Genomic DNA, 23,818 nt, shown 5'->3' with positions numbered 1-23,818 from the left:
TTATCGGCAGGCAGGGGCAGGAGTTTAGCCAAGCGCCTGAAAAAAAGGAGATTTGGTTACGTGAGGAACTATTCCTGCACCTGTTCCAGCGCCTGGGCCAGGTCGGCCAGGATGTCCTCTGGCGTTTCCAGCCCGACCGACAACCGTACCAGTGCATCGGATATGCCGTGCTCGGCTCGCTCTTCCGGCGTCAGTACGGAGTGGGTCATGCTGGCCGGATGCTGAATCAGGCTCTCTGCGTCGCCCAGGGAAACGGCACGTTGAACCAGTTCGAGGCGATTCATGAACGTTCTTCCCGCCTCCAGGCCACCGGTCAGTTCGAAGGCGATGATGCCACTGAAGTCGCTCATCTGCCGCCTGGCCAGCGCGTGCTGAGGAAAGCTCTCCAGGCCAGGGTAATGCACGCACTTCACCTGCGGCTGCCGCTCCAGCCAGCGGGCCACTGCCAGCGCCGTGGCGGACTGTCGCTGCATGCGGATTTCCAGCGTTTTCAGGCCGCGCATGACCAGAAACGCGGTGAAGGGTGACATTACGGCGCCGGTGAAGTCCTTCAGGCCGGTAAGTCGCACCTTGTGAATCTGCTCTTCGCTGCCCAACAGGATGCCGGCCACCAGATCGCCATGGCCGCCAAGATACTTGGTGGCAGAGTGCACGACGAAATCCGCCCCCAGCTCGATGGGCCGGGTGAGGACCGGGGTGGCGTAGGTGTTGTCCACCACCACCCGTGCCCCATACCGATGCGCGATGCGGCTTATCGCCTCGATATCCACCAGGCGCATGGTGGGATTGGCCGGTGTCTCGAAGTAGACGATCCGGGTGCTCTCACCAATGGCCTTTTCCAACTGCGCCGGATCGGAAAGATTCACGTGCCGCACCCGAATACCGAACTCGGTAAGGCCGTGGTGAAAGAAAGCATGGGTACAGCCATAAAGGTGGCTGTCGGTGATCAGCTCGTCGCCGGGGCGCAGCAGGCTCCACATCAGCGCGGTGATCGCTCCCATGCCCGAGGCGGTGGCCAGGCCGGCCTCGGCGCCTTCCAGACTGGCCATACGCTGCTCGAGGATCGCCACGGTGGGGTTGGAAATGCGCGAATAAAAGTGCCCGGGGGCGTCGCCGGCAAACCTGGCGGCTCCCTCTTCCACGCAATCGAAGGTAAAGGTGGAAGTGAGATGTACGGGCGGAGACAGCGCCCCTTGATCGTTCTGGGCATCGTAGGCGGCGTGGATGGCACGCGTGGCGAAGCCCCGCTTGGGCTGCAAATGGCTCTGGTGCATGACGCGACTCCCACCCTGAAGTTATGAAGTTGTTGTCTCGTCATGCTATGCCCTATTGAGGAAAATTTGCTTTCGTTTTCTGCCTTACCTGGCTAGATTTCAGCAATATAATTCCAATTTGAGGCGCGTCATGGATAACATCGATCGCAAGATCCTGCATGAGCTGCAGCTGGATGGCCGCCTGAGCAATCAGGACCTGGCGACGCGGGTGAACCTTTCCCCCTCCCCTTGCCTGCGACGGGTTAGACGGCTTGAGGAGCAAGGCATGATTCGCGGTTATACGGCGATCATCGACCAGAAGGCTTATGGCTACCCGCTCACTGTATTCACCCGCATCTCTCTGGCACGGCACGATACGGAAACGGTGGCGAAATTCGAGCGCCGGGTCAGGGAAATCGACGAGATCCTCGACTGCTTCGTATTGACCGGGCAGCGGGACTACCAGCTGCGCGTGGTAGCGGCGAGCCTCGAGGATTACGAACGCTTCATGCGCGACACGCTGCATACCATTCCCGGTATCGGTTCCATCGATACCAGCTTCGCCTTCGGGGTGGTCAAGCAGGCGCCGTCGCTTCCCCTACGCTGAACTCGCTCGCCTCGGCAGTCCCTTTCACCCACGCTCTCCTCCACTGGCGTGCAGGGCTCGGTTAAGATGAGAGGTTTTGCACTTTGGGGAACCATCATGCAAGCCTCTCTCGAGCAGCGTGCGCTCAAGATTTCCATTGCCGTCACCCTGGTGGTATCTAGCCTGGGGGTGACCTTCGGCCTGCTGGCCGGCTCCCAGTCGATTCTGTTCGATGGGGTATTTTCCACCATCGATGCCGCCATGTCGGCGCTCGCTCTGCTGGTGGCGAAGCTGGCGGTGCGCGAGGCCAGCCAGCGCTTTCAGCACGGCTACTGGCATCTCGAGCCGCTGGTAGCGGCGCTCAACGGCAGCATCCTGATGCTGCTGTGCTTCTACGCCTTTCTCAACGCCCTGCAGGGGTTGATGGAGGGGGGCCAGCCGCTGGCCTTCGACGTGGCCATCGCCTACGCCGTGGTAGTGGCAACGATGTGCTACGCCATGGTGTTCTATCAGCGTCGCATCAACCGTCGGGCCCAGTCGGAATTCGTGCGCATCGACATGCAGGGCTGGCTGATGGCCGCTCTCATCACCACCTCGCTGCTGGTGGCTTTCACCATTGGGCTGCTGCTGCAGGGCACCCAATGGGAGCACCTGACCCGTTACATCGATTCGCTGCTGCTGGTAGTGCTCACGGTCTGCTTCATGCCGGTGCCCATCGGCATCGTACGCCGTGCGTTGCGCGAGATCCTGCTGATCGCCCCTAGCAATATCGATCGCGAAGTGCACACCGCGATGAAGCCGGTCATGCAGCGCGAAGGGTTGGTAGAGTACTTCAGCCACGTGGCCAAGGCCGGACGAGGCCACTATATCGAGATTCATATCGTCACCACCCCGGAATTCGCCGCCGGGCGCGGTATTGCCGTTCTCGATGAAATCCGTGAAGAGATCGCTGCCAAGCTCAGCCCGCCGCCGGAAAGGCGCTGGTTCACCGTGGCTTTCACCGCCGACCCCCGCTGGGCCTGACCGATAGGGCTATGCTGTAGGGGGCCGGCCGCCAGCCGGCCGCGATAGAGCGTGGCAGCGAGGAGAATATGGCCGCATCGAAGGGAGAAACCGGGGAAAAACCCGGGGAAGAGCCCAGCGAACCGCACAACCTGATCGAGCTGATTGAAACCATCGAAGCGATCGAGACCCCTTCGGGCAAGCTTCGCTTCGATGCCGTGCTGGAAGCGATCGGACGACGCTCCTTCGGTCCCCTGCTGCTGCTGGCCGGTCTGGTGACGCTAGCCCCGGTGATCAGCGGCATTCCCGGCGTACCTTCGCTGATGGGCGTGTTTACCTTTCTGGTCTGTGCACAGCTGCTGATGGGCCGTCGCACCTTCTGGCTGCCGGCCTGGCTGCGCAATCGCCAACTTTCGAGCGCCAAGGTCCACAAGGGGCTCGGGTGGATGCGCAAGCCATCGCGAATGATCGATCGGCTGGTCTATCACCGTATCTCGTTCATGACCGGCGACTTGGCCATACGGCTCATCGCCGTGGCGAGCTTCGTTCTGGCGGTCGCCATGCCACCCATGGAGCTCGTACCGCTGACGGTCAACATTGCCGGGGTAGCGCTGACGCTTTTCGGTCTGGCGATCATGGCGCGAGATGGCTTGCTATCGATCCTCGGCTTTCTCGTCACCGGCATCAGCCTCTTTACCATGATCTACAACTTGCTCTAGGAGTCATCCCATGCTCCCGCTCGAACGGATACAGGAAGCCCGGCGCCGCATTGGTGACGACCTGCTCCCCACCCCTCTGCTGCTCGACCACACCCTGTCGGATCGCTTCGGCCGACGCGTCTGGCTCAAGGGGGAACTGTTCCAGCGCAGCGGCTCGTTCAAAGCGCGTGGCGGGCTCAACTGGGTGCGCACCGCCAGTGAAGAAGAGCTACGCAGCGGATTGGGGGCGGTATCGGCGGGCAACCATGCCTTGGGCCTGGCCTGGGCGGCAGGCCAGGCCGGCGTGCCGGTGACCATCGTGATGCCGGAGAATGCCAGCCCGTTCAAGGTGGTAGGCAGTCGCGAGCTGGGCGCCGAGGTGATCCTGCACGGTGACATCAATGCGGCGTGGGACTTGATGCACCGGCTAGTGGAAGAGCGCGGACTGACGCTGGTGCATCCCTACGACGACGAACGGATCATTGCCGGCCAGGGCACGGTGGGCCTGGAAATCCTCGACCAGGCACCCGACGCCACCGCTATCCTGTGCCCGGTGGGCGGCGGCGGCCTGATTGCCGGGATCGGCTCGGTAGCCGCCGCGCTGCGCCCAGAACTTGCCCTGATCGGCGTGGAACCGACTGGTGCTGCAAGCATGGCCCAAGCCTGGCGCCAGGGAAGCCCCACCCGCCTGAAAAGCGTCGACACCTGCGCCAAGAGTTTGGGCGCCGCCATCGTCGGCGATCTCACCTACCCGCTATGCCGCGAAACGACACGCTCACTGCTTCAGGTCGATGACGAGGCGATAGGCCGTGCCATGCATCACTTGCTCTACCACGCCAAGTTGACAGCCGAGCCCGGGGCCGCAGTGGGCGTCGCCGCCCTGCTGGAAGAAGCGGTAACGCTGCCGCCGACAGGCGATATCGTGGTGGTGATCACCGGCGGCAACATGAGTCGCGAGGAGCTGGAGCCTTTCCTCTGACGCCTACCGTATCGACACCCAAGCGCTGCTTCAAACCAGAATGAAATAGACGCAGGCGGCGGTCAGCGCTCCCATCGTCCAGTTGAAGATCTGCCAGGCCCGTGGGGTATCGAGCCACTGGCCGATGGCCACGCCGAAGCCGGCCCACAGGGCGATGCAGGGCAAGGCGACGAGCTCGGCAAAGGCCGCGAGCACTATCGCATTGACTACGGCATCGCCGCCTTGAGGCAGAAACCCAGCCATCAGCGCCAAGCCCATGACCCATGCCTTGGGGTTGGCAAACTGGAAGGCCGCCGCCTGCCAGAAGCTCAGCGGTTGCCCCTCGCCGCGAACCCTCATGTCCGGCGGTGGCGCGGTAGCGATCTTCCAGGCCAGATAGAGCAAGTAAGCGCTACCGATCACCCGCAATGCAAACTGCACTGAGGGGTAGCGCTCGAAAATCAGGCCGAGCCCCAGGGCAATGCCCGAGAACAAAAGAAAGCAGCCACCCAGGATGCCGAAGATATGCGGTAGCGTGCGCAGGAAGCCGTAGTTGGCGCCCGATGCCGTGAGCATCACGTTGTTGGGCCCCGGAGTGATGGTCATGGAGATCATGTAGAGGGCCGCAGGCCCGAGTAACGCCAGAGCTTCCATTTTATTGAATCCATACAATTTGGCGAAAGGTTTGTAATGTGCGCACAATTGTCAGCATAATGGGCCCATAAATTCAGTCAAAGGTTTTATTGTCACCATGACAATATGGGTTCCACAGCTACCTGATGAAGGCGTCCGCTACCGTGCCATTGCCGATGCCATCGCCGAAGCGGTGCGGAGCAACGAACTGGCGCCGGGCGGAAAGCTGCCACCCCAGCGGCAGTTGGCCGACCGCCTGGGCGTTACTGTCGGCACGGTGACGCGAGCCTACGCCGAGGCAGAGCGTCAGGGTTGGGTGGTCGCCAGGGTCGGCAGCGGTACCTTCGTTCGCAGTAACGATTTCGCTGCCACCAGCACCTTCCTGGCCAATCGCAACGACAGCCATGACGGCACCATCGATCTCAGCCTGAGCCTGCCACCTCCACATCCACTGCGCGCCGAGGCTCTGGGCCGGGTGCTCGCCGAAATCGCCCAGGATGGCGAGGTGCTGCAACGCGCCGTGGAGTACCAGCCGGAGCGCGGCGTCCCCGCCCATCGCGAGGCCCTGGCGGCCTGGATGACCGGACTCGGCATGCCTACGCAAGCCGAATCGCTGCTGGTCACCCAAGGCGGGCAACACGGTATCAGCCTGGCGCTGCAGGCACTGACCCGGCCCGGAGAACGCATTGCCGCCGACGTACTGACCTACCCCGGCCTCATCGGCGCCGCTCGTCAGGCGCACCTCAAGGTACTCGGCGTGCCGATGGACGAAGAAGGCATGGATATGGAAGCCCTGAGCCGCCTCTGTGCCCAGCAGCCGCCACGGCTGGTCTACGTCACGCCGGATCAGAACAACCCCACCGGCACCCTTCTCAGCGATGCCCGACGGGAACGGCTGGCAGCACTGGCCCAACGATACGATTTCTGGATCGTCGAGGATGGCGTTCAGTATCTGCCGCAAACGGAGCGCGGTACGCCGTTGTACCGATTGGCACCGGAACGCACTCTGTTTCTGTTCAGCACCGCCAAGGTCCTGGCCGGCGGGCTGCGCATCGGCGCACTCCTCGCCCCACCGGCGACTCGCGAGCGCCTGGGCGCGACACTGCGCGCCCAGAGCTGGATGGTGCCGCCACTGATGGTGGAGGCCGTCTGCCGCTGGGTGGCAAGGGAAGAGAGCCGTACGCTGCTCGAATGGCAAACCGAAGAGTTGGGGGCCCGCCAGCGCCTGGCGCGGGAGACGCTTGGCGGACACGCCATCGGCGGACGCCCTCACGGCGCCAACCTGTGGCTGCCGTTGCCCGAAGGGCAGCGCAGCGCGGCCTTCGTCGAAGCACTGGCCCAGCGCAATGTCATAGTGACCAGCGCCGAGCCCTTCTGCGTCGGCAGCGAGCCCGCACCCCAGGCGCTGCGGCTGTGCCTCAGCGCGGCGGCTTCGCGTGAGGCACTGGGTCAGGCCCTGGAGACGCTGAGCCAACTCCTTGCCGAACCGCCTACTGCCTCCTGGCAGACGCTATGACAGGCCGGGCTTCAAACCGACTCACGGCCGGCCAGCTCGGCAGCGGTGTACCAGGCGATCATGCGTTCTTCGTCGGTAGGTATCACCCAGAGGCCTAGCCGGCTACCGGCTGAGGCGATGTTGGTGGCATGGGCCTCGTTCGCCGCCGTATCGAGTTTCGCCCCGAGCCACTCGCAGCCTTCCACCACGGCGGCGCGCACCGGCGCCGCGAGCTCGCCGATACCGGCGGTGAAGACGAGATGATCCAGCCCGCCCAAAGCTGCCGCCAGGCTGCCGATCTCGCGCACGATACGATAAACAAACAGATCGATGGCCTCTGCCGCCTCGGGCGCCCCGCTTGCCAGCAGCTCGCGCATGTCGCCGCTGATGCCGGAGACGCCGAGCAGCCCCGACTCCTTGTAGAGCATGCGCTGCACGGCTTCGGGGGTCATGCCCTCCTGCAGAATCAGGTGCAGCACCAGGCCCGGGTCGAGGCTGCCGCTGCGGGTCCCCATCATCAGTCCTTCGACGGCGGTGAAGCCTGTGGTGGCGGCAATGCTCCTGCCATCCCGCAGCGCACACAGGCTGGCACCGTTGCCCAGGTGGGCGATGACGACTCGCCCGCTCGAGATCGGCCGGCATTTCGTCTGCTCGGACAGGGCGCGATTGACATAATCGAAGGAGAGCCCGTGGAAGCCGTAGCGAATCACCCCCCGATCGCGATAACGGCGAGGCAGCGGAAAGGTCTGAGCCAGCGTGGGCTGAGTGGCATGAAAGGCAGTGTCGAAGCAGGCAAACTGAGCCAGTTCGGGACGCAGGCCGGCTAGCGCGCGCACCGGCGCCAGGCCATGCGGCTGATGTAACGGCGCCAGGTCGACCAGGGCCTCCAGAGCCGTCAACCTGTCGGCGTCGAGGCCAACGGGCTCACGAAACTGGGCCCCGCCATGGACGATACGGTGGCCGACGGCTCGAACGTCGCCCAGGGCAGGATTGGCCTCGACCCAGTCGAGCAGACGACTCAGCGCCCCCTCGTGATCGAGGGTCGCCGGCACACCGTCCAGCGCAGTGACTTCAGGCTCTCCTGCCCCTGTGTCGCCTATCGCCTGCAGCTCGACCCGAGCGTGACTGCCCAATCCGGAAAAGTGGCCGCGATAGCGCACCGTCATGGCCATGGGGCTAGCCGTCGGCGCCGCAGAGAACAGCGCGAACTTGAGGCTCGACGAGCCGCTATTGATCGCCAGGATCTCGCCGCTCATGAGCGGGCTCGCTTCTGCTGCTCCGAGGCCAGCAGCGCCAGGGCGCAGGAGGCCATACGGGTAATGGCGTCGTCGGCGCGGCTGGTGAGCACGATCGGTACCCGTGCGCCGACCACCAAACCGGCGCCGGTGGCATCGGCCAGATAGGTCAACTGCTTCATGAGCATGTTGGCCGATTCGAGATCCGGCGCCACCAGAATATCGGCACGCCCCGCCACCGGCGAGACGATGCCCTTGGCGGCCGCAGCCGTCTCGGAGACGGCATTGTCGAAAGCCAGCGGACCATCCAGTACGCCGCCCTGAATCTGCCCACGCTCCGCCATCTTGCACAGGGCGGCAGCCTCCAGCGTCGAGGCGATCTTGGGATTCACCGTTTCCACCGCCGAGAGAATCGCCACCTTGGGCGACGTATTGCCCACGGCGTGCGCCAGGTCGATGGCGTTCTGCACGATGTCCTTCTTGTCGGCCAGGGTGGGGTAGATGTTGATCGCCGCATCGGTAATGAACAGCGGACGCGGGTAAGTCGGCACGTCGAAGGCCATCACGTGGCTCAGGCAGCGCTCGGTGCGCAGCCCGGTATCGCGCTTGACCACTTCGTGAAGCAGTTCGTTGGTGTGTAGCGCCCCCTTCATCAAGGCGTCGACCCTGCCCGCCCGCGTCAGAGCCACCGCTTCCGCTGCCGCCGCGTGGCTATGGGGTACGTCGATCAACTCGAATTCCGAGATGTCGATACCGGCCGCCTCGGCTGCGGCATGCACCTTGGCGCTGGGGCCCACCAGTACCGGAACGATCAGCCCCTGGCGAGCCGACTCGAAAGCCCCCATGATCGATACTTCATCCACCGGATGAACCACTGCCATGCTCACCGGCTCGGGGTGCTCGGCGGCGCTCAGCATCTCGTGCAGGCGAGCGCGCTCCGCCAACCGAATGCGTGGCAGCACGGTGCGCGGGCGGCGAATCTTTTCGGTCGGGGCCTGGACTTCCGCCTCACCATCGATGACGGTTTCATCGTTCTGATTGGTACAGATGCATTCGAAAACGATGCGCTTGAGCGATTCATCCTTGGTCTGGACACGGACGCTGACACGCAACACATCGCCCAGTCTTACCGGTTTGCGGAAGCGCAGCGTCTGGCCCAGATAAATCGTGCCGGGCCCGGGCAACTCGGTGCCAAGCACGGTAGAGATGAGCGCCCCGCCCCACATACCGTGAGCGACCACCTCCTGAAAGCGAGTGCTCTTGGCGAAGTCGTCGTCCAGGTGGGAAGGGTTGATATCGCCGGACATGATCGCGAAGAGCTTGATGTCGTCGAGCGTCAGCCGCTTCTCCAGTGACGCCGTATCGCCGACCTTTATCTCATCGAATGTGCGGTTCTCGATATGACCGTTGTTCGCCCAATGGCCCTGACTATCCATGCGCTGTGCCTTGATCGAAATGAATGGGTGGAACCGAGCGGCGCCGATACTGCAACGCAGCAAGTTCAGCCGTTAGCATCGGTCAGGCTCTTGGCGATGGCAAGCCTTGCACCACCGGTATATGCCACCACAATGAGGTTGAGCTCACTACCAGCCAGGGGCAGCGCCATGCACCGTTTCCGTAACGATCCCACGCTTGCCGTGCCGGTCTTTCCGGGCAGCCATATCGCAACGGATGGACACTACATCTTTCTTTCCGGGTTGACGGTGACCGACATTCAAGGGGGGGAAGCCGTACTCGGCGACATAGCGGAGGAAACTCGCTGGGTGATGCGCCGACTCACGCGCATGCTGGAGTATGCCGGCGCCTCCATGGCCGACGTGGTGCGGGTGGACATACACCTGACCAACCTGGACACCATACATACCATGGATGCGGCCTATGCCGAGTTCTTCGAGGAAAAACGCTACCCGGCGCGCACCTGCACCGAATCGTCACGCCTGAGCGGCGGTTCCAACGTCGAGATTACCCTGATGGCGCGTCAGCCCGCGAAAAGCGACAGCTAGAGCGTGTCCCCCGGCTCGACCCTGTAGCCCAGGTCGAGGGTATGCCCCTCGAGCGCTTCGCCCCGGATACGCTGGAGCAACTCGCTGGCAGCTCGCCGGCCTATCGCCTGGCGAGGGGTGATCACACTGGCCAGGCGCGGCGTCATCACCTGCCCCACGTCGTGTCCGTGAAAGCCGGCGATGGCCATCTGTCGCGGCACCTCGACCCCGCGCCGCAAACATTCGAAGTAGGCGCCTACCGCCACGTCATCGTTGGTGCAGAAGATGCCATCGGTCTCGGGATGCTCGGCGAGTATCTCATTGAGCAACGAAGCCCCTACGGTGTAGGAGGAGCGCTGACTGCGCTGAAGGGTCAGCGGCGTAAGCCCCTGTTCCTCCATCGCCTGGCGGTAGCCCTGCTCCCGCTGCAGGGTTCGCGGGTCGAGGCGCACCGCCAGATAGACGATGCGCCGCCTGCCGCGGCGAATCATCTCACTGACCATGTCGTAGGCGGCACGGACGTTGTCATAACCCACCGCCTGATGCAGCGGCCGGGTGAGCGAGTCCATGATCTCTACCGTGGGGATGCCGGCCGTTTCGAGCATACGACAGGTACGTTGCGTGTGATGGCTATCGGAGAGAATCACGCCGTCGACGTTATAGGAAAGCAGCGAGGCCAGGCTGCGCTCTTCCAGCTCCTGGCTATAGCTGTAGTGGGCCAGCATCAGGTGATAGCCGGCCGGCTCGGTGATCTCCTCGACTCCCACCAGCACGTCGGCGAATACCTGGTTGGTCAATGATGGCACCAGCACGCCGATGGAGTGGCTGGTAGCCCGCGAAAGCAGATCGGGCGCCCGGTTGGGGATGTAGCCGACCTGTTCCGCCACGCTGAAGATACGCTCTCGCAGCCCCTCGGACACGCTGTCGGGATCGCGAAGACAGCGGCTGACCGTCATCTTGGTGGCCCCGACCTTATCGGCGATGTCCTGGAGTGTCGGTCGTTTCTTCTTCACGGTGCCCCGCTTGTCGAACGTGCGTCAACCAAACCAACTCATCGAGACAGTGCTGCCATGCACTGCTCCAGCACCTGCTCGGGTTCCTGACGAATATCGACGATATGCGCTTCATCCGCATCGGGCGCTTCGAGCTGCTCGAACTGGCTGCGCAGCATGGCCTCACCGGAGAAGTAGTGACCGCGCCGAGTTTGCAACCGAGCGCATATGGTATCGAAATCTCCCTCCAGAAACAGGAATACAAGATCCGGCGCCGCCTCGCGCAGACGATCACGGTATTGCCGCTTTAGTGCCGAGCAGCCCAGCACCAGAGATTCCTCTCGGCGCACCAGAGCCACCAGCTCATCCAGCCAACCGCTGCGATCCTTGTCATCGAGGGGGATGCCGTTTGCCATCTTGGCGATATTCTCTTCGCTGTGGTAATCGTCGGCGTCATGGAACGGCGTGCCCAGGTAGAGGGCCAACCGTTCACCTATCAGACTCTTGCCGGAGCCGGAAACCCCCATCACCACGATACGGTAAGTAGCATCCTTCACGAGACCTCCCTGTCTTCAATTGCCGCGCACGGCGGCCATATCGGGCAGCCAGGTCACGATCGAGGGAAAGGCGATGAGTAACAACAGCACCACGATGAGCGCTGCGTAGTACGGTAGCATCGCTTTGACCAGCTGCTCCATCGATACCTTGCCCACGCCGCAGCCGACGTAGAGGCATGTCCCCACGGGGGGAGTGAGCAGCCCGATACCGAGAATGAATGCCATCAGCACGCCGAAGTAGACCGGATCGACTCCCACCGACGTGACGATGGGCGTCAGCATCGGCGCCATGATGACCATCGCCGGCGTCAGGTCCATGACGAAGCCTACCAGGAGGAGCAATGCCGCCACGATCAGCAATAGCAGGAACGGCTCCTCGGTGATTGCCTGTACCTGGCGTACCAGTGTCTGCGGCACCATGTTGATGGTCAGAAACCATGCGATGACGGTGGCAAAAGCCAGCAGCAACAGCACCATTCCGGTCAGCCGAGCGGTGCGGATCAACATGCCCCACAGCTCGCGTGGGGAAAACTCGCGGTAGAACACGAGCGAGATGAATAGAGAGTAGAGCAGAGCCGCAACCGCCGCCTCGGTAGCGGTGAAAACCCCGCCTAGAATGCCGCCAATGACGATTACGGGTAGCACCAGCGCCAGCCATGCCGCCTTGAAAGCCTGCCAAAGGCGGCCCAGCTCGAAACGCCGAGTCTGACCGGCATGCTCGAGGCTGGCCATGATGAAAGTGGTCACCATCAAGCCAAAGCCGATCATGAGGCCAGGGACGATACCGGCAATGAACAGACGGCTGATCGAGGTTTCAGTGACGATGCCAAACAGGATCAGCGGAATGGACGGTGGAATGATGATGCCTATTACCGACGAGACGGTATTGATCGCCGTGGCGTGAGGCGCGGAATAGCCTTGCTGCTTCATGGAGGGGATCATCATGGCGCCAGTCGCGGCGGTGTCCGCTACGGCAGAGCCGCTGATACCTCCAAAGAACATCGACCCGGTGATCGCCACTTGCCCCAAGCCACCACGTACGAAGCCTACCAATGCGCCAGCGAGCTCCATCAGGCGGCGTGCGATGCCACCATGAGTCATGACCTCGCCCACCAAAATGAAGAAAGGAATGGCAAGAAGGGGAAAGTTGTTGACCCCACGTATCGACTGCTCGATCAGGATGGATAGCGGAATGTCGGAGAGCACCGCCATGACCACGGCCGCCACGCCAAGGCCGAAGGCGATGGGGAGCCCAGTCACAATGGAGGCGAACAGGATGCCCAGAAATATCCACAGCATGGCTCAGCCTCCCATCTGTCGTTGATTCGGCTGACGGATCAGCCTCAAACACTGCCAGGAGCGCCACAGCGCCACGGCAACGATGAACAATGAGCAGAGCAGCAAGGAAACGTTGATCAGGTTCCACGGCACGCCAAGAATGGCCGTGCGCCCGGTGGAGCGAGACATGACCAGATACCCCCCCCAGACCATGATGCTCATCAATGCGGCAATGACGAGATGCTGAAACAGGTAAAGCGAATAGGCGGCCCGAGGCTTGAGCCGACGCACCAGGAAATCCACGGCGATATGCTCATAGCGTGCAAAGGCCGCCGCGGCACCGACGAAGATCAGCCAGATGAACAGCATGCGGGCCAGTTCATCGGCCCAGGGTAGCGAGCGATTGAACAACGCCCGGCCAAGCACATTGGCAGATACCGACACGATCAGTGCAACCAGAATCGTCGCGATCAGATGTTCCATCAGGAGAGTGATCCAGCGAAAGATTGCCGGGCCACGGCGACCTTCCGGGTCGAGCTGCAGCGGCTCACGCCGAGGGTCATCCAGATAGACGCTCGGATCTTCCGGTGGCGGGGTTGACGACATCATTCATTACTCCGAGCAGGGCAAGGGGTTCCCCCTGCCCTGCCAAATCAGCGAATGGAAGGATTACTCGATGGATTCGACGATGGCCTGGATCTCGGCGATCAGATCCTCGCCGATACGCGGCGCCCACCGCTCGTATACCGGCTGCACGGCTTCCTGGAAGGCGGCGACCTGTTCGTCATCAAGGCGGGTGATCTGCATGCCGCGCTCTTCGAGCTGGTCGCGTGCCCAGTCGTCGTACTCGGTGGAAAGCTGGATCTCGTACTCGGCCGACTGGCGTGCCGCTTCCTGCACCAGCTCCTGATACTCCGGCGCCAGACGGTCCCAGGTGCGCTCCGACATCATCATGATAAATGGCGTGTAGACGTGGCGGGTTTCGGAACCGTAGTCCTGCACCTCGTGGAAGTTGGAGGTCAGGATGGTGCTCCAGGGGTTCTCCTGGCCATCGACTACGCCTTGCTCCATGGCCGAGAACAGCTCGCCGAAGGCCATCGGCGTGGGATTGGCGCCCAGAGTTTCCCAGATCGACAAGTGGACCGGGTTTTCCATGGTGCGTACGGTCAGGCCACGTACGTCGAGCCCCGCCACGTCTTCCGGTGTCTCCACCGCGCGGGCGCTGTTGGTAAGCTGGCGATAGCCGTTTTCCGAGAAGGTCAGCGCCTTGAGACCGGTACCTTCGAAGCCATCGAGCATGCGCTGTGCGGTATCGCTCTGCATGACGGCAACGGCTGCTTCGCGGGTCGGCAGCAGGAACGGCAGGTCGAATACCGCAAGCTCCTGCACATAGGTCGTGGCCGGTGATGACGAAGGATAGCTCATGTCCAGGGAGCCGGTCTGGAGCATCTCCATCATCTGTACGTCATCCCCAAGCTGGCTGTTGGGGAAGACATTGACGGAAATACGCCCCTCGGTGCGCTGGTCGAGAATATCGGCGAAGTACTGCACGGAAAGATACTGCGGCGAACTCTCGGCCAGGCCGATGCCCATGCGCAAGGTATGGCTGCCGTGGTCCCCCACCACTTCGCCCTCGATGGCGGGCGGGTCGGAAAGTTCAGGGCTCTGTGCGTAGGCAATGCCCAGGGAAAGCGTAGCTGCACCGGCTAGCGTGAGGGTACTTCGCCAAAAGAGGGTCATGGCGGACTCCATTGGTTGTCGTTGTGAGTTGGTACGTTTGGGGTCTCCCCCGATGGCGCTTGGCCACGAGTCGAATGGCCGTTGTTACCGGTAACATTCGATGTAGGAAGGCTAGCCATAGCTCGACAAAGAGTCAATCCTGAACCCGCCGCCAGACCCTAGACGATGGTCGTAATGAGTCGCCTCGCTACGTCGACTCGGGCGACTATCTCAATCTCCGAACACTCCCGCCTCCCTCACGGCACGCCCTATCGCCGCCAAGATCTGCTCGTTACGCGCCAGGTCGAGTTCTCCGCGTACGCACGCCACTATCACGACACGGCGGGCGTCATCGCCCTGCCCATGCGTGGCGATACCGGCATCGCAGACTTGCCGGTGCTGGGTGCCCGTCTTGTGAGCCAAGCGAATGTCACGCCCCAGGCCGGCCCTGAGTCGCCGCTCGCCGCTGCTGGTACGCGCCATGACCGCAAGCATCTCACCGGTGCCCCACGCCCCCAGTGCCTGGCCCTCGGCCAGCATCTCGAGGCCATCGGCGAAAGCGTCCAGCCTGCCGCTGTTGAGGTCCGTGGCGTAATAGTGGTGAAAGGCGTCGTCGACGCTGGTCAGCAGCAGGTCCTGCGGTTCGAGTTCGAGGCGCTCGCGGAGCCATGCCACCCGCTCTCCATCGCCACGACGCTTACGCAACTCGATGAAATCCATGCCGCTCAGACTGAAGGCATCGGGATGCAGGTTGGCATAGGCGTGACGCCGCACGTCAACCAGGGACGTGATCGGCCCCAAGCCGCCGGCTGGCGATAGCTGCCGCGCCCGACGATTGACGCTCTCGAGCCCCAAGTGGCGAATCAGCATGTCGCTGGCCGTGTTGTCACTGACGGTCAGCATCGACTCCAGCAGCTGGCTGAGCGGCAAGCCGCTGCCCGGCGCCGCCCAGTTGGTGGTGCCGGCCCCGTCGACGTAATCGCTGCGCGTCAGCGTCAAGCGGTCCTGGAGTGCCATCTCCCCTGCCTCGACCCTGGACAGCAACTCGATGGCGATGGGCACCTTCACCAGCGAGGCCAGATACCAGTATTCGTCATCGCGCCAACCGAAACGCGCCCCGCTGCCAAGCTCGCGCACATGCACACCGATTTCTCCCTTGAAACCGGCGTCGAGCAGCGCCAACCTCGCCTTCAAGCGCTCGGCCCAGGGCGGGTCCTGGCGCGCTTCCACCTGAGCTGCCCAGCTCGTCTGGGCCGTGGCCATCGATGGCAGCAACATGACCAGCAGCAACAGCGTGCGTGCAATCCATGGATAGATCATTTGCTGTGCTCCCTGAACCAACGCAGAAAGGCGATCCACCCTGCCGTGAGAAGGATCAAGGCCAGGCCGATGCCCAGCACCTGGGGATAGCTGTAGACCTGCCAGGCATCCCACAGCAAGCGCAGCACCAGAAAGATGGCCACGATATGGAAAATGAAGGCACGCAGAGCGTCGGTGCCGATTACGCTAAGCGGCTTGAGCCAGGTGGCAGCCGAACGCCCCCCCAGCAGGCAGAGCGCAAGGATCATCAGCGCACCGCCGACGCTGAACGCCATGAAGGGCACTTCAGGCGGATGCTTGCCGACGTTCCAGGCCACGGCCATCATTGCTGCATCGAGTTCGGGCAGCGAGAGCGCCACGAAACCGAGCATGAACAGCATGCCCATCCCGGCCAGGGCCAGGATCAACCGGCGCTGCGTGAGCGGCTCGCCATACCAGCGCAGGGTGGCTTCACCGATCAGCAAGCCCAGCATCACCAGCGGCAGCCGAGCCAGCTGCCCCCAGGTGTAATGGTCCGCATCCTCCACCAGCAGCGCCTTGAGGATCTCGCTGCCCCAGAAGTGAAAATGGCGTTCAAGCATCACCGACAGTACGCCGACCGCGACCGGTGCCAGCAGTCGCGACCAGAGCGGCATGCGACACCAAAGCGGAAGCACCCAAGGGATCCACAGCAGCGCCAGCGCATAGAATCCGAGAATTTCGACCCAGATGGCGAAGCGCTGGTAAAGCAGCGCGTCGAGGATGTCCTGGGTCGTGAACATCGGCAACATCTCGACGATGGTCAGGGCCTTGTACCAGAACAGCACTTCCAGACCGCGCAGCATCAGCTTCAGCCTTCGCTGCGGCCAGTCGGCGGACCCTACCTTCGGCAGGAAAGCGACCGCCAGGGCGATGCCGAACACGAGGATGAACAGCGATGAGGAGAACTTGGTTATCAAATGGATCGGCACCATGCCCCATTCGGGCACCTGACGAATGCCCAGCAGACCACTGACGGTATGACTGAGGATCATCAGGGCGATGGCAATGCCGCGGGCGAGATCGATGGCGTCCACCCTGGCGGGCAGGGATGGCAGCTGGGGCGTCTGGCTTAGCCTGATCATGGCGATTCCCTCGCTCTACGCTATTCAGACGAAGCCTAGGGTCGTACGACTGGCTCCACGCTGGCGAGCGTCAAGCGACGCCCTTCGGTGGGAGAGTACTCGAAGTCGCCAACGACGCGCACCGTCTCACCCAGGTGTGGCGCGATCATCGCGTGGGGAAATATCTCAACCCGGTTGAGATCCTCATCCTCGATCCAGTAATGCAGCGGGTCCTCGAAGTGCCTGACCGCCCCCTGGGTCGCCACGCTGGAACCGTCGAGCTGTTCGGCCTGATTGACCAGCACCGCCAAGGTGACGTCACGCACGTCATTTTCCTGGCCCGAACAGGCCGCGAGCCCAAGCAAGGCCAGCCCCGCCATGATGCCGTTTCGCTTCTGCTTCGTTGTCATCGCCATATCTACCGACTTTACGGTTTCATAAGCCTGACCTAAAACGACTGCTGCCGCCAGCCAAGGGGTGGCGGCATGTTTTCCACCTTGGAACTCGGCGCCGGGCACGGCATCATGAGGCCCCTGCAAACTCATCCACCCTTGGGGTCACCATGAGAATCGTGTTGCGCTATTTCTTTCGGGGCGTTCGGCTGGTGCTGTCGCCGGTCATGCTGGTTGCCGAAAAACTCTCGACGCCACAGAGCATCGAGCGCAGCGACGAGGAGCAGGCACGCGTCGATGAAGCTTGCCGCAAGCTCGCGCTCTACCAGTTTCGCTCCTGTCCTTTTTGTATCAAAGTGCGCAAGGAAATGGCTCGACTGGGGCTGAAGATCGAGATTCGCGACGCCCAGCTCGACCCCGATCGCCGTCGAGAACTGGAAGAAGGTGGCGGCCGAGTAAAGGTGCCCTGCCTGCTGATAAAGCACGAAGACGGACGTGAAGAGTGGATGTATGAGTCCGATACGATCAACGCATGGCTGCATCGTCATTTCGGCCAGGTCGGTCAGGCCAGCTGAGCGTTTTCGGCGCTGAACAACAGCGCATCTGCCAGCCGGTGTGCCTCCTTCGCGTTCAGATACGGCAGGGTCTGGCGACCGTTGGCCAGCTCGAGGTGCAGCGTGGCAACGCCTCGTCGGCGTTGCAGCCAGCTCTGCTGAACGCGTAACGAAATCAGGTGCTGCAGAGGGAAGACACCGGTGCGCTGCCCCAGGATCCCGCGGCGAATACGCAGGTAGCTATTCTCTTTGGCCCAGCCTGTCGCCATCCAGCGCCACTGGGCCAGCGCAGCGGACAGGAGCAGGAGCCCCCCCGCCAGACCACCCCAAGCCAATGGCGACAGCTGGCCAGGCGCCAGCACTGCCACTAGCACGCCCGCCCCGGCAGACATCAGCCCATGGCGCAGCAGCAGGACGCGCCGATAGCTCGAATCCACTCGCTGCAACGATTGGCCCGCAGCGTAGCCCGGCCAGAATCGCGCCGTGAGCCATTCATACTGTTCCAGGGTAAGCCCCGGCACCAGGAAGCGACGCGACTCGGCGGCATCGCCGCCCGATGCACCATACTGATGACACACCAGATAGCCTCGCCCAAGCAGCCGGCCGAGCCCCGTCTGCACCCACTCCACCACCTGCAAGCGAGACAGGCTCAGCGTCTGCTCCTGACGATGGACCAAGCCGCTACGCTGTACCTGGCGATCCCCCTCATCGAACAACTCGTAGCCATGAAAGCGCCACCAGGCGGCCAGAATGGCCAACACGCTCAAGCTAGCCACCACGAGCAGGATGCCTAGCGCGATGGTTACCCAGGGTGAAGCCGGCTGCCAGGCAGCAAGGTCGAACTGGGGCAGAACGTCATGCACCCAGCGTTCCAGCGGCCGAACCAAGGGCGACAACATGGCCGCAATGACGAAGATCGAACGGCTGGCCAGGCCGTGAAGTACGATCGCCTTGCCGCTGAGAGAAAAAAGCGGCGCCGAGCGCCTCGCACTAGCCCTGTCCTCGGCCGGTGTGGCACTGCGCGGCCCCTGTAACGACGGAGCCAGATCTGAGGATGAGCGAAGCTCACGCTCGAGGGCTTCGGCGCATTCACGCCGAATACCGGGCAAGGCAATGCGGGAGGCCTCGCCGGCCTGGGTCTCCACTTCCCATAGCACCAGCCCGAAAGGACGCATATAAACCGGCTGATGGGTAACGATACTCTGCACGTGGCGGGCCGCCACCTTGAACTCACGATGCTCCAGCAGCCCTTTTTGCACGATGAGTACATCACCGTCGCAGCGATAGCGAAACCGACGGTAGTACAGCAGGCTACACAACACCGCCAGAGTTATCAGTGTCGCGCCCCCCAGCGCCAGCTCCCGCAATCCCAGGCGCTCCAACATCGTCAGCCCCGCCCCGGCACCGAGCACCAGGGGCAAGTGCTGGCGTACCAGAGTGACACCACCGCTGAGCAACAGCAGGAGCACCGCCCAGGGGGAAAGCCTCTGCCACCCGGCCTGCTTTCGTTCGTCCTTCCTGCTTGGCCGCAATGCTTCGCTCATGGCAGGTCCAACTCTATCCGCTCGGAGGCGGTATTCTCCAAATGGGCCAGGAGATGCTGACGAATCGCACCGGCCTGGGCGGCCGTCATTCCCTCCAATACCATGTCCGCCCCCCTGCCACCCGCCGTGAAGCAAACCAGGCGCACCAACCCGAAGGCACGTTCGACGGGATTGCTCAAGGTTTCGATATGCTGCAAACGCGCCAATGGCAGCACCTGGGTGCGCTGAACCAGCAGGCCGCGCCGATAGATTACGTCATGCTGACGCAAGCCATAGGCCCGACGCCGCGCCTCCCACCACCCCTGGACAATGGCTATCGTACCCAGAGCGGCAACGCCAAGAGCCGGCCAGGGCTGCCAGGCGGCGAAATCTTCGTGCAGAAAGGGTAACGCGGCCGCCAAGGCCGTGAGGAACAGCCAATGCAAGGCGCGCAGCACTGCCTGGCAAGGCGCCAGGCGAGTAGAAACGGGGACGAGTCGCGCATCCGCGAGGGCCGGCAGATGCTGAGGGTCCAGCGAGTCATTGGTGAACGACACTCGGGCTCCTTCGTCGTGTCTCGAATTAGTGCCGGGCCATGCTTTCGAGCATTGCCGCCAGGGCCTCGGTCAGCCTGGCCATGGTGACATAGTCGAGGCGCTCTGGAGTGTCGCCGGGTCCATGGTAGTAAGGATTGCGGAAATTGGCCGTGTCCGTAAGCATCATGGCGTGAAAACCCATTTCCCAGAAGGCCCAATGATCCGAGCGGTTGATGTCGCCCAGTTGAGGGGGCGCTGCCATGCCTTCGGAGGGAACTTCAGCATGGCGGCGAAAGGCGCCGATTGCCTGATGCAGCAAGCCACGCGACTCCAGATTGCTGACGAAGGCGAGGAAATTCCCGGTATCCGGATAGAACAGATCGAGGGGAAAGGGATAGTGCTGGGACCCGGGCTCGTCGCTGTAGTAGCCCAGCATCTCCAGCGAGATCATGCCGACGATGTTCCACTCTTCGGCCTTGGCTTGCCGCGCATAGCGCAGGCTGCCCATGGCATGGCTGCCGAAGAAGGGCGCCTCCTCATTGACGAAGGCCACCAGGCGCAGGGTTCGGTCGAGCTCGACCTCCCGCAACTGACGCGCCAGCTCGATCAACACGGCGACGCCGGATGCGTTGTCGTCGGCGCCCGGACTGCCGCGCACCGTATCGTAATGGGCGCCTACCACGAGCACTTCGTCGGCCAGGAGGCCACCGGGTAGAACGACTTCAATGTTGTGGAAGACCCGGTTGCCGGTGGGTACGTCATGACGGCGTGGCCGATGCCCCGCTTCCTGAAAGGCATGTTCGATGTAGTCACCCGCCGCGTGCAGCGCTTCCGGCCGCCAGTAATGGCGTTCGCCGATGTCGTCGGCCAGGACCGCCACGTGTCGGTGCAGCCGTCCGCTGAGCATTTCGCCCTGCTCTCCCAGGGGAGACGGCTCGTCGCGAAAGGAGGCCCCGGGCATGTGCAGCATCAACCAGTACCCACCTCCCAGCAACATCGTCATCAGTAGTCCGAGGACACCCACCACGGTAATAAACGATATTCGCTTTTGCCTCATGTGAGGTCACGCCCGGCGCCCTGATGGACGAGACGATGATGTTCGCTGCCGTCTTTCATGCTGGTTCTCCCCTTCCCTGGAATCATCTCTGACCTGCTCAAGATAGGTCTACCCCCCGTCGGTGAAAAGGGCGATACCCTGCCGGCAGGCAAAGGGAACCCGCTTGTGTTTTCTTTTTGGGCCACCCTGGGTAACTGGACTCATGCTGCTACAGTGACGAGAGGAACGTCAGCATTCAGCTGCCGTCGTACCCCGGGCGCTGCGCTCTGGTGTCGCCAAGGAGCCACTGTCATGCGTGTTTTTGCCAATCCGGTCGGTCCTGGCTCGCTCTGGTTCGACAATCTTGCCACTGCCAACGGCACGCCTGTTGCCTATGACCCGCAGGCCAGGGCTTTTCTGGCCACGTCACCTTACTGCATCAATCGAGATGTCATCAGCTGCAACTGGATCGCCCCCGAACCGGGCGCCTTCTGCCGTTCCTGTGCCATGACGGCACTCGCACCGGATCCCAGCATTGCCAATGCCATCCCCCACTGGGCCAAGACTGAAGCTGCCAAGCGCTGGGTGATCGACAACCTTGGCCGATGGAACTGGTTTAGACCGGAAGACCCCGGCGCCCCACCGACCTTCAACATGCTGGCTGAAGGGCCGACGCCCGTCGCCATGGGGCATGCGGGGGGTGTGGTGACCATCAGCGTGGCGGAAGCGGATCCGGTGCTGAGTACCACCCGGCGTGAGGCGCTCGAAGAGCCATATCGCACGATGATCGGCCACATGCGCCACGAAATTTCGCACATGCTCTGGTGGAGACTCAGCCAAAGAGAGGATTTTCTGGATGCCTTCAGGGCCATGTTCGGCGATGAACGTGAGGATTATCCCGATGCCTTGCAGCAGCATTATCGCGAAGGCCCCCCTTCCGACTGGCGTTCGCATTTCATTACCACCTATGCCTCCGCCCACCCCCACGAGGACTGGGCAGAAACATCCGCCCATTTGCTCCATCTGACCGATATCACCGATAGCTTCGTTGCCGCCGGCCTGACCTCGCGTGAGGTGCCGCACGATGGCTGGGATCCCTATATGGAAGCGGATGCCGAGCGTTTGATCCATGTCGCAGCGGTGCTTGCCATGGGGGTCAACCACATCAATCGCTCAATGGGGTACTCGGACCTTTATCCCTTCGTACTTTCCGAGGTGGCACTGCGCAAGCTGACCTTCGTGCACGACTGGCTGCGTCGAGGAGCCCAGGGCCTATGAGCCGATAGCGCCGGCATCGCTCTCGGCCACGCAAACCCGGTTGCGCCCGCCGGCCTTGGCGCGGTAGAGCGCTGCGTCGAGGCGCTTGTAACACTGCGCTTCGGATTCGTCGCGCCCCAGCTCGGCAACGCCAAAGCTGCTCGTGATCATGCCGGCGGGCGTGAAAGCCGCCTGGGCGATGGCTAGTCTCAGCCTCTCCGCCAGTTTGGCTGCGCCCTCCAGCGGCGTGCCGGGCAACAGCAGCATGAACTCCTCACCGCCCCAGCGCGCCAGCACATCGATCTCCCGCAGCTGTTGACGGCTCGTTTGTACCAGCTTGCCCAGCACCATATCCCCGACGCTGTGACCAAAGGTATCGTTGATCTGCTTGAAGTGGTCGAGATCGAACATGATCAGGCTAAGGGGCTGACCGTTACGGCGGGCTCTTTTTCGCTCATTGGCCAACAGGTCGAGAAAGCGGTTGCGATTTACCGCTCCGGTGAGAGGGTCGTGGCCGGCATGATATTCAAGCTCCGCCTGGTGCCGCTTGGCCTCGCTGATATCGCGCATGATGGTGGCAATGCTGTCGACTTCTCCACTCTCGGTTCGACGCGCCACGATCAACTGCGAGACGGGAATTTCACCGTTACGCCCCAGCACGCTTGTTTCCGCATACCAGTACCCTTGCTCAACCGCACAGGGTATACCCTCCTCCTCGATCAACCGACGTACCTGGGGTGGGTGCGCACAGGCCAGTGCATCCAGCATGTTCTCGGGCAGCACCCCCAGCAGGTCGCGACCCGCCTTGTTGAGATAGACCACACGGCGCTGATCATCGGCAATGGCGACGATATCGGGCGAGGCATCCAGCAGGTGGGTCAACCTGTCCTGATTCATTTGGGCTGCATGGCGAGCCGTCACGTCCTCGATGATGCCGCTGAATTCGACGGTGCCATCGGCAGCGACTTGGCGCAGTGATGTCACCTCCGCATGTATCAGCGCTCCCCTCATGGTACGCAGACGTAATGGACGCCGAGTCACAACGCCGTCTCGCTCCAGATCCGTGAGAAGCGCCTTGAGCTCATCGGCGGAGTCATACAGCGAGGAGGGCTTCACCTCGAACAGGGCCTCTCGCGACTCGGCCTCGAAGATTCTCACCATGGCGGGGTTGAGTGCCGTGAAACGCCCGCCTGGCTCCGCGCTATTGCGGTAAACCCCGACGGGGAGGTTGTGAAACAGGCCGTTGTAGGTTTCAAGCTGGGCGCGATATCGCTTCTCGTCGGTGACATCGATGATGATTGAGCTGAGAAACTCATGTCCATCCAGCATCACCGGCCCGGAGTAGACGTGAACATCGCGAATCTCGCCGCTGGCAAGGCGATGGCGGAATTCGAAGAAGAGCTGCTGGCAGGCCTCTGCCTTGGCCATGCTGGCAACTACCGCTTCGGGCTCGAGGCAGTTGATGTCGGTGATCTTCAGCTGCTTGAGTACTTCGGCGGGATAGCCGTAGAAAGCCACGGCAGCGGCATTGGCATCGGCAATGCGCCCATCGCTGGGATCGATCAGCAACTTGACGGCCGGATTGGTATTGAACAGCTGCTCATAGAAGGAAGCGTGATCGTCACTGGTCAAAGGTGAGCCCTTGCGTATCGACGCCTTGGCCCGAACACGAGCAGGCGCCATTATAATAATGGTCGTACCAACATATCGGCAGCTTCAGCCTAAGCTGA

The 23,818-nt window shown here is 62.5% G+C and carries 24 protein-coding genes; 8 read left to right on the top strand and 16 right to left on the bottom strand.

What is annotated here, in order from left to right:
• Window positions 1-68: 68 nt before the first annotated feature.
• Window positions 69-1,274, bottom strand: a complete 1,206-nt coding sequence (locus AC2VNO_RS02700) for a methionine gamma-lyase (protein ID WP_486932693.1) — start codon at window positions 1,272-1,274, stop codon at window positions 69-71.
• A 130-nt stretch (window positions 1,275-1,404) separates the two neighbouring features.
• Here AC2VNO_RS02700 and AC2VNO_RS02695 point away from each other — a divergent pair, with 130 nt between their 5' ends.
• From AC2VNO_RS02695 to AC2VNO_RS02680, 4 genes are all read left to right on the top strand, one after another.
• A complete protein-coding gene (locus AC2VNO_RS02695; protein WP_486932692.1) occupies window positions 1,405-1,860 on the top strand; it encodes an Lrp/AsnC family transcriptional regulator in 456 nt (151 codons plus the stop codon).
• A 96-nt stretch (window positions 1,861-1,956) separates the two neighbouring features.
• Window positions 1,957-2,862, top strand: a complete 906-nt coding sequence (locus AC2VNO_RS02690; RefSeq protein ID WP_486932691.1) for a cation diffusion facilitator family transporter — start codon at window positions 1,957-1,959, stop codon at window positions 2,860-2,862.
• A 68-nt stretch (window positions 2,863-2,930) separates the two neighbouring features.
• Complete coding sequence (locus AC2VNO_RS02685) at window positions 2,931-3,560, top strand: exopolysaccharide biosynthesis protein (RefSeq protein WP_486932690.1); 630 nt, start codon at window positions 2,931-2,933, stop codon at window positions 3,558-3,560.
• A 10-nt stretch (window positions 3,561-3,570) separates the two neighbouring features.
• A complete protein-coding gene (locus tag AC2VNO_RS02680; RefSeq protein ID WP_486932689.1) occupies window positions 3,571-4,518 on the top strand; it encodes a threonine/serine dehydratase family protein in 948 nt (315 codons plus the stop codon).
• A gap of 30 nt (window positions 4,519-4,548) precedes the next feature.
• Here the strand turns inward: AC2VNO_RS02680 and AC2VNO_RS02675 are convergent, their stop codons facing one another.
• Window positions 4,549-5,151: a LysE family translocator gene (locus AC2VNO_RS02675; RefSeq protein WP_486932688.1), complete on the bottom strand. Its 603-nt coding sequence runs from the start codon at window positions 5,149-5,151 to the stop codon at window positions 4,549-4,551.
• Window positions 5,152-5,248: 97 nt separating this feature from the next.
• Between AC2VNO_RS02675 and AC2VNO_RS02670 the strand changes: the two genes are divergently transcribed.
• Entirely contained in the window at window positions 5,249-6,646 is a 1,398-nt protein-coding gene (locus AC2VNO_RS02670) for an aminotransferase-like domain-containing protein (RefSeq protein WP_486932687.1), read from the top strand.
• Between the two features lie 11 nt (window positions 6,647-6,657).
• Here the strand turns inward: AC2VNO_RS02670 and AC2VNO_RS02665 are convergent, their stop codons facing one another.
• Both AC2VNO_RS02665 and AC2VNO_RS02660 read right to left on the bottom strand, forming a co-directional pair.
• A complete protein-coding gene (locus tag AC2VNO_RS02665; RefSeq protein ID WP_486932686.1) occupies window positions 6,658-7,881 on the bottom strand; it encodes an acetate/propionate family kinase in 1,224 nt (407 codons plus the stop codon).
• Window positions 7,878-9,296 carry a bifunctional enoyl-CoA hydratase/phosphate acetyltransferase gene (locus tag AC2VNO_RS02660; RefSeq protein WP_486932685.1) on the bottom strand — a complete coding sequence of 473 codons (1,419 nt, stop codon included), beginning with the start codon at window positions 9,294-9,296 and terminating at the stop codon, window positions 7,878-7,880. Before AC2VNO_RS02660 ends, AC2VNO_RS02665 begins: the two co-directional genes overlap by 4 nt.
• A gap of 168 nt (window positions 9,297-9,464) precedes the next feature.
• On the opposite strand from AC2VNO_RS02660, the gene AC2VNO_RS02655 reads away from it, so the two are divergent.
• The gene (locus AC2VNO_RS02655; protein ID WP_486932684.1) at window positions 9,465-9,863 is read left to right on the top strand and encodes a RidA family protein; all 399 of its coding nucleotides are present in this window, start codon (window positions 9,465-9,467) and stop codon (window positions 9,861-9,863) included.
• Here AC2VNO_RS02655 and gntR read toward each other — a convergent pair.
• The 8 genes from gntR to AC2VNO_RS02615 all read right to left on the bottom strand — a co-directional run bounded on the left by gntR (window position 9,860) and on the right by AC2VNO_RS02615 (window position 17,200).
• Window positions 9,860-10,855: a gluconate operon transcriptional repressor GntR gene (gntR, locus tag AC2VNO_RS02650; protein ID WP_486932683.1), complete on the bottom strand. Its 996-nt coding sequence runs from the start codon at window positions 10,853-10,855 to the stop codon at window positions 9,860-9,862. The genes AC2VNO_RS02655 and gntR overlap by 4 nt on opposite strands.
• 38 nt (window positions 10,856-10,893) lie before the next feature.
• Window positions 10,894-11,391, bottom strand: coding sequence for a gluconokinase (locus AC2VNO_RS02645; RefSeq protein ID WP_486932682.1), 498 nt, complete (start codon window positions 11,389-11,391; stop codon window positions 10,894-10,896).
• Between the two features lie 15 nt (window positions 11,392-11,406).
• Window positions 11,407-12,690: a TRAP transporter large permease gene (locus AC2VNO_RS02640; RefSeq protein WP_486932681.1), complete on the bottom strand. Its 1,284-nt coding sequence runs from the start codon at window positions 12,688-12,690 to the stop codon at window positions 11,407-11,409.
• A gap of 3 nt (window positions 12,691-12,693) precedes the next feature.
• Entirely contained in the window at window positions 12,694-13,278 is a 585-nt protein-coding gene (locus tag AC2VNO_RS02635; RefSeq protein ID WP_486932680.1) for a TRAP transporter small permease, read from the bottom strand.
• Window positions 13,279-13,338: 60 nt separating this feature from the next.
• The gene (locus tag AC2VNO_RS02630) at window positions 13,339-14,409 is read right to left on the bottom strand and encodes a TRAP transporter substrate-binding protein (protein ID WP_486932679.1); all 1,071 of its coding nucleotides are present in this window, start codon (window positions 14,407-14,409) and stop codon (window positions 13,339-13,341) included.
• Window positions 14,410-14,619: 210 nt separating this feature from the next.
• On the bottom strand, window positions 14,620-15,708 hold the full coding sequence (locus AC2VNO_RS02625) for a serine hydrolase (RefSeq protein WP_486932678.1): 1,089 nt from the start codon (window positions 15,706-15,708) through the stop codon (window positions 14,620-14,622).
• A complete protein-coding gene (locus AC2VNO_RS02620) occupies window positions 15,705-16,811 on the bottom strand; it encodes a heparan-alpha-glucosaminide N-acetyltransferase domain-containing protein (RefSeq protein WP_486932677.1) in 1,107 nt (368 codons plus the stop codon). Before AC2VNO_RS02620 ends, AC2VNO_RS02625 begins: the two co-directional genes overlap by 4 nt.
• Window positions 16,812-16,846: 35 nt before the next feature.
• Entirely contained in the window at window positions 16,847-17,200 is a 354-nt protein-coding gene (locus tag AC2VNO_RS02615) for a hypothetical protein (protein WP_486932676.1), read from the bottom strand.
• 152 nt (window positions 17,201-17,352) lie between these two features.
• Between AC2VNO_RS02615 and AC2VNO_RS02610 the strand changes: the two genes are divergently transcribed.
• On the top strand, window positions 17,353-17,757 hold the full coding sequence (locus AC2VNO_RS02610; protein ID WP_486932675.1) for a glutaredoxin family protein: 405 nt from the start codon (window positions 17,353-17,355) through the stop codon (window positions 17,755-17,757).
• Here AC2VNO_RS02610 and AC2VNO_RS02605 read toward each other — a convergent pair.
• Genes AC2VNO_RS02605 through AC2VNO_RS02595 form a run of 3 tightly spaced genes read right to left on the bottom strand, consistent with a single transcriptional unit; the run spans window position 17,745 to window position 20,798 of the window.
• Window positions 17,745-19,280 (bottom strand): PH domain-containing protein, encoded by a 1,536-nt coding sequence (locus tag AC2VNO_RS02605; protein WP_486932674.1) that lies wholly within the window; start codon window positions 19,278-19,280, stop codon window positions 17,745-17,747. The two genes, AC2VNO_RS02610 and AC2VNO_RS02605, sit on opposite strands and share 13 nt — an antisense overlap.
• Window positions 19,277-19,816, bottom strand: a complete 540-nt coding sequence (locus AC2VNO_RS02600; RefSeq protein ID WP_486932673.1) for a PH domain-containing protein — start codon at window positions 19,814-19,816, stop codon at window positions 19,277-19,279. Before AC2VNO_RS02600 ends, AC2VNO_RS02605 begins: the two co-directional genes overlap by 4 nt.
• Before the next feature lie 25 nt (window positions 19,817-19,841).
• The gene (locus AC2VNO_RS02595) at window positions 19,842-20,798 is read right to left on the bottom strand and encodes a M28 family peptidase (protein WP_486932672.1); all 957 of its coding nucleotides are present in this window, start codon (window positions 20,796-20,798) and stop codon (window positions 19,842-19,844) included.
• Between the two features lie 345 nt (window positions 20,799-21,143).
• Between AC2VNO_RS02595 and AC2VNO_RS02590 the strand changes: the two genes are divergently transcribed.
• Window positions 21,144-22,109: a zinc-binding metallopeptidase family protein gene (locus AC2VNO_RS02590; RefSeq protein ID WP_486932671.1), complete on the top strand. Its 966-nt coding sequence runs from the start codon at window positions 21,144-21,146 to the stop codon at window positions 22,107-22,109.
• Here the strand turns inward: AC2VNO_RS02590 and AC2VNO_RS02585 are convergent.
• The gene (locus AC2VNO_RS02585; RefSeq protein WP_486932670.1) at window positions 22,104-23,771 is read right to left on the bottom strand and encodes a sensor domain-containing diguanylate cyclase; all 1,668 of its coding nucleotides are present in this window, start codon (window positions 23,769-23,771) and stop codon (window positions 22,104-22,106) included. The two genes, AC2VNO_RS02590 and AC2VNO_RS02585, sit on opposite strands and share 6 nt — an antisense overlap.
• Window positions 23,772-23,818 lie beyond the last annotated feature (47 nt).

It is taken from the genome of Halomonas sp. TH-94 (assembly GCF_057473365.1).
The sequence above is the reverse complement of the archived record's forward strand: the minus strand, read 5'-3'. Positions and strand labels throughout refer to the sequence as shown.